The organism is Vibrio sp. 10N.222.46.A1 (genome assembly GCF_041473595.1).
GTDB lineage: Bacteria > Pseudomonadota > Gammaproteobacteria > Enterobacterales > Vibrionaceae > Vibrio > Vibrio tasmaniensis_A.
The window spans coordinates 1-329 of record NZ_JBFRSN010001298.1; the positions used below are offsets into that span (position 1 = coordinate 1).

Consider the following 329-nt stretch of genomic DNA (forward strand, 5'->3'; position numbering starts at 1 on the left):
CAACTATTTGCTGCGGGTTACTCTGCGTGTTTCTCAAATGCTCTGCTTCACGTTGCAAAAGAGATGAAAATCAAAATCGCATCGGCGCCAACGACTGCAACAGTCGGTATTGGACCAAATGAAAACGGCGGCTTTGCTTTAACTGTTGCTCTATCGATTGAACTGGCTCTAGAGCAAGAACAAGCTGTGACGCTTGTGAAAACGGCGCACCAAGTTTGCCCTTACTCAAACGCGGTTCGTGGCAACATTGATGTGAAATTGTCGGTTAACGGACAAGCGCTTTAGCCGCTTCATCCCCCGCTAAAAAAATGTCCCGCACTAGGCGGGAC

General features: G+C 48.6%; 1 protein-coding gene. It reads left to right on the top strand.

The window, feature by feature from the left end; genetic code table 11:
- A partial coding sequence (locus AB4496_RS26090; RefSeq protein ID WP_372132789.1) for an Ohr family peroxiredoxin occupies positions 1-285 on the top strand: 285 nt, incomplete at its 5' end.
- Between the last annotated feature and the right edge of the window lie 44 nt (positions 286-329).